Here is a 5,523-nt window from a genome sequence, read left to right as displayed (position 1 = left end):
AGGAGCATCCGATCCTTGAGAACTCAACAGCGTGCACTTGTCAAATGCCAATTTATTCCTCGTCCAGTCCTTTTTGGGCTGGTTGAGAAATTCCTTTGGATCAAAGACCAACCCTTTGGGGTTGGCATTCGGATGAAGTCAGCAATGATGTCATCTCTTTGGTCAGTTTCAAACTCGCAGGTGCCTGGTTTTCCCCGGGTGTCCTGTTTTTTCTTTTACGGAGAGTTTGATCCTGGCTCAGGATGAACGCTGGCGGCGTGCTTAACACATGCAAGTCGAACGATGAAGCCTAGCTTGCTGGGTGGATTAGTGGCGAACGGGTGAGTAACACGTGAGCAACCTGCCCCTCACTCTGGGATAAGCGCTGGAAACGGCGTCTAATACTGGATACGAGTCGCAACCGCATGGTTAGTGACTGGAAAGATTTTTTGGTGGGGGATGGGCTCGCGGCCTATCAGCTTGTTGGTGAGGTAATGGCTCACCAAGGCGTCGACGGGTAGCCGGCCTGAGAGGGTGACCGGCCACACTGGGACTGAGACACGGCCCAGACTCCTACGGGAGGCAGCAGTGGGGAATATTGCACAATGGGCGGAAGCCTGATGCAGCAACGCCGCGTGAGGGATGACGGCCTTCGGGTTGTAAACCTCTTTTAGCAGGGAAGAAGCGAAAGTGACGGTACCTGCAGAAAAAGCACCGGCTAACTACGTGCCAGCAGCCGCGGTAATACGTAGGGTGCAAGCGTTATCCGGAATTATTGGGCGTAAAGAGCTCGTAGGCGGTTTGTCGCGTCTGCTGTGAAATCCCGAGGCTCAACCTCGGGCCTGCAGTGGGTACGGGCAGACTAGAGTGCGGTAGGGGAGATTGGAATTCCTGGTGTAGCGGTGGAATGCGCAGATATCAGGAGGAACACCGATGGCGAAGGCAGATCTCTGGGCCGTAACTGACGCTGAGGAGCGAAAGGGTGGGGAGCAAACAGGCTTAGATACCCTGGTAGTCCACCCCGTAAACGTTGGGAACTAGTTGTGGGGTCCTTTCCACGGATTCCGTGACGCAGCTAACGCATTAAGTTCCCCGCCTGGGGAGTACGGCCGCAAGGCTAAAACTCAAAGGAATTGACGGGGACCCGCACAAGCGGCGGAGCATGCGGATTAATTCGATGCAACGCGAAGAACCTTACCAAGGCTTGACATACACGAGAACGGGCCAGAAATGGTCAACTCTTTGGACACTCGTGAACAGGTGGTGCATGGTTGTCGTCAGCTCGTGTCGTGAGATGTTGGGTTAAGTCCCGCAACGAGCGCAACCCTCGTTCTATGTTGCCAGCACGTAATGGTGGGAACTCATGGGATACTGCCGGGGTCAACTCGGAGGAAGGTGGGGATGACGTCAAATCATCATGCCCCTTATGTCTTGGGCTTCACGCATGCTACAATGGCCGGTACAAAGGGCTGCAATACCGTGAGGTGGAGCGAATCCCAAAAAGCCGGTCCCAGTTCGGATTGAGGTCTGCAACTCGACCTCATGAAGTCGGAGTCGCTAGTAATCGCAGATCAGCAACGCTGCGGTGAATACGTTCCCGGGTCTTGTACACACCGCCCGTCAAGTCATGAAAGTCGGTAACACCTGAAGCCGGTGGCCTAACCCTTGTGGAGGGAGCCGTCGAAGGTGGGATCGGTAATTAGGACTAAGTCGTAACAAGGTAGCCGTACCGGAAGGTGCGGCTGGATCACCTCCTTTCTAAGGAGCATCTGGAGGCTTCGGCCTTCCAGGCGCCGGATCGAGACGAATGTTCTCGCCGGTTAGCTCATGGGTGGAACATTTGACATGGCATCAGCGCAGCTGATCCTCGTTAGTACGTCGGGCCTTCGGGTCTGGTGGGAACGTGGGGATGGGTGAGCGGGGTGCCTGCACGCTGTTGGGTCCTGAGGGACCGGGTGTGATTCTTCGGGATCGCAGCTGTACCTCGGGCTTGTCGCTGCCAACGTTGTTGGTGGGGATGAGCACCGCCCGTACTTTGAGAACTACACAGTGGACGCGAGCATCTTCAACATGACCCTTTGGGGTTGTGTTGTTTTGATGATCTTAAAGATCATTAGTCAATTTCATGTCAGGCTTTCGGGCCTGGCACCGATTCTTGATGAACTCATGTGATTTCAAGTCTTTAAGAGCAAACGGTGGATGCCTTGGCATCTGGAGCCGAAGAAGGACGTAGCAATCTGCGATAAGCCTCGGGGAACTGATAAGCGAGTTTTGATCCGAGGGTGTCCGAATGGGGAAACCCCGCTGGGCGGCGTGCCGACCTAGTGACTCCCGCCTGAATATATAGGGCGGGTAGAGGGAACGTGGGGAAGTGAAACATCTCAGTACCCACAGGAAGAGAAAACAACATGTGATTCCGTGAGTAGTGGCGAGCGAAAGCGGATGAGGCTAAACYGGGTGTGTGTGATAGCCGGCAGGCGTTGCATGCTCGGGGTTGTGGGACTTTTTGGATTGTTCTGCCGAACTTTCAGCGTTACAAGCAGGTATAGACGAACGGTTTTGAATGGCCGGTCATAGAGGGTGCGAACCCCGTAGTCGAAATGCCTGGCTTGGCGTGAAGAGTATCCCAAGTAGCACGGGGCCCGAGAAATCCCGTGTGAATCTGTCAGGACCACCTGATAAGCCTAAATACTCCCAGATGACCGATAGCGGACAAGTACCGTGAGGGAAAGGTGAAAAGTACCCCGGGAGGGGAGTGAAATAGTACCTGAAACCGTTTGCTTACAAACCGTTGGAGCCTCCTTAGTAGGGGTGACAGCGTGCCTTTTGAAGAATGAGCCTGCGAGTTAGCGATACGTGGCGAGGTTAACCCGTGTGGGGTAGCCGTAGCGAAAGCGAGTCTGAATAGGGCGATTCAGTCGCGTGTCCTAGACCCGAAGCGAAGTGATCTATCCATGGCCAGGCTGAAGCGACGGTAAGACGTCGTGGAGGGCCGAACCCACTTAGGTTGAAAACTGAGGGGATGAGCTGTGGATAGGGGTGAAAGGCCAATCAAACTTCGTGATAGCTGGTTCTCTCCGAAATGCATTTAGGTGCAGCGTTGCGTGTTTCTTGCCGGAGGTAGAGCTACTGGATGGCCGATGGGCCCTACAAGGTTACTGACGTCAGCCAAACTCCGAATGCCGGTAAGTGAGAGCGCAGCAGTGAGACTGTGGGGGATAAGCTTCATAGTCGAGAGGGAAACAACCCAGACCACCATCTAAGGTCCCTAAGCGCGTGCTAAGTGGGAAAGGATGTGGAGTTGCTGTGACAACCAGGAGGTTGGCTTAGAAGCAGCCACCCTTGAAAGAGTGCGTAATAGCTCACTGGTCAAGTGATTCCGCGCCGACAATGTAACGGGGCTCAAGCACGCCACCGAAGTTGTGGCATTGACATTTATGGTAGGCCTTCGTGGTCCAGCCGTGTTGATGGGTAGGAGAGCGTCGTGTGGCGAGTGAAGCGGCGGAGTGATCCAGCCGTGGACGCTACACGAGTGAGAATGCAGGCATGAGTAGCGAAAGACGTGTGAGAAACACGTCCTCCGGAAGACCAAGGGTTCCAGGGTCAAGCTAATCTTCCCTGGGTAAGTCGGGACCTAAGGCGAGGCCGACAGGCGTAGTCGATGGACAACGGGTTGATATTCCCGTACCGGCGAAGAACCGCCCACATGAAATCAGGAGTGCTAAGCATCCCAAGACGCGTGGATCCCTTCGGGGACGATCGTGAGGCGGCATGCGACCCCATCTGGTGGAGTGAGCGTATTAACAGGTGTGACGCAGGAAGGTAGCCCAGCCAGGCGATGGTTGTCCTGGTGCAAGTGCGTAGGCCGAGAGATAGGCAAATCCGTCTCTCATGAAGGCTGAGACACGATGCGGATGAAAAGTGGGTGATCCTATGCTGCCAAGAAAAGCATCGACGCGAGGTTCTAGCCGCCCGTACCCCAAACCGACTCAGGTGGTCAGGTAGAGAATACCAAGGAGATCGAGAGAATCGTGGTTAAGGAACTCGGCAAAATGCCCCCGTAACTTCGGGAGAAGGGGGGCCACCCGCTTATACGGATTTACTCCGAAAAGGGTGTGGTGGCCGCAGAGACTAGTGGGTAGCGACTGTTTACTAAAAACACAGGTCCGTGCTAAGTCGCAAGACGATGTATACGGACTGACGCCTGCCCGGTGCTGGAAGGTTAAGAGGACCGGTTAGCCGTAAGGCGAAGCTGAGAATTTAAGCCCCAGTAAACGGCGGTGGTAACTATAACCATCCTAAGGTAGCGAAATTCCTTGTCGGGTAAGTTCCGACCTGCACGAATGGCGTAACGACTTCCCAACTGTCTCAACCGCGAACTCGGCGAAATTGCATTACGAGTAAAGATGCTCGTTACGCGCAGCAGGACGGAAAGACCCCGTGACCTTTACTACAGCTTGGTATTGGTGTTCGGTGTGGCTTGTGTAGGATAGGTGGGAGACTTTGAAGCGTGGACGCCAGTTCATGTGGAGTCATTGTTGAAATACCACTCTGGTCACTCTGGATATCTAACTTCGAACCGTAATCCGGTTCAGGGACAGTGCCTGGTGGGTAGTTTAACTGGGGCGGTTGCCTCCCAAAAAGTAACGGAGGCGCCCAAAGGTTCCCTCAACCTGGTTGGTAATCAGGTGTCGAGTGTAAGTGCACAAGGGAGCTTGACTGTGAGACTGACAGGTCGAGCAGGGACGAAAGTCGGGACTAGTGATCCGGCAGTGGCTTGTGGAAGCGCTGTCGCTCAACGGATAAAAGGTACCTCGGGGATAACAGGCTGATCTTGCCCAAGAGTCCATATCGACGGCATGGTTTGGCACCTCGATGTCGGCTCGTCGCATCCTGGGGCTGGAGTAGGTCCCAAGGGTTGGGCTGTTCGCCCATTAAAGCGGTACGCGAGCTGGGTTTAGAACGTCGTGAGACAGTTCGGTCCCTATCCGCTGCGCGCGTAGGAAGTTTGAGAGGATCTGACCCTAGTACGAGAGGACCGGGTTGGACGAACCTCTGGTGTGCCAGTTGTTCCGCCAGGAGCACCGCTGGTTAGCTACGTTCGGGATGGATAACCGCTGAAAGCATCTAAGCGGGAAGCCGGCCTCAAGATGAGACTTCCATACCTTCGGGTGAGAGGCTCCCAGCCAGACTACTGGGTTGATAGGCCAGATGTGGAAGCGTGGTAACACGTGCAGCTGACTGGTACTAATAAGCCGATGACTTGATAACACACCGTTCTTGGTGCTTGCGTCCACTTTGTGGTTCTCGACGTACGGTCGAAACCGCGAACATATAACAAACATTACGTTTGTGCTTGTTCGAGACACGTCAATAGTGTTTCGGCGGCCATAGCGTGAGGGAAACGCCCGGTCACATTCCGAACCCGGAAGCTAAGCCTCACAGCGCCGATGGTACTGCAGGGGGGACCCTGTGGGAGAGTAGGACACCGCCGGACTTCCTTTAACAGAAAGGCCACCCAACGCAGGGTGGCCTTTCTGCGTT

At 54.7% G+C, this 5,523-nt stretch carries 3 rRNA genes; all 3 read left to right on the top strand.

The features are described from left to right. Positions 1–214: 214 nt before the first annotated feature. The 3 genes from AB4078_RS18650 (at position 215) to rrf (ending at position 5,476) form a co-directional block, all read left to right on the top strand. Positions 215–1,737: ribosomal RNA gene (locus tag AB4078_RS18650) — 16S ribosomal RNA — on the top strand. Positions 1,738–2,151: 414 nt separating this feature from the next. Continuing rightward, positions 2,152–5,250, top strand: a 23S ribosomal RNA gene (locus AB4078_RS18645). 109 nt (positions 5,251–5,359) lie between these two features. Beyond that, positions 5,360–5,476 (top strand): 5S ribosomal RNA (gene rrf / locus AB4078_RS18640). Together the 16S, 23S and 5S rRNA genes form the textbook arrangement of a ribosomal RNA operon. Positions 5,477–5,523 lie beyond the last annotated feature (47 nt).

Source organism: Microbacterium sp. 2MCAF23 (assembly GCF_052115565.1).
GTDB lineage: Bacteria > Actinomycetota > Actinomycetes > Actinomycetales > Microbacteriaceae > Microbacterium.
This window is presented reverse-complemented; position numbering and strand designations above follow the sequence as displayed.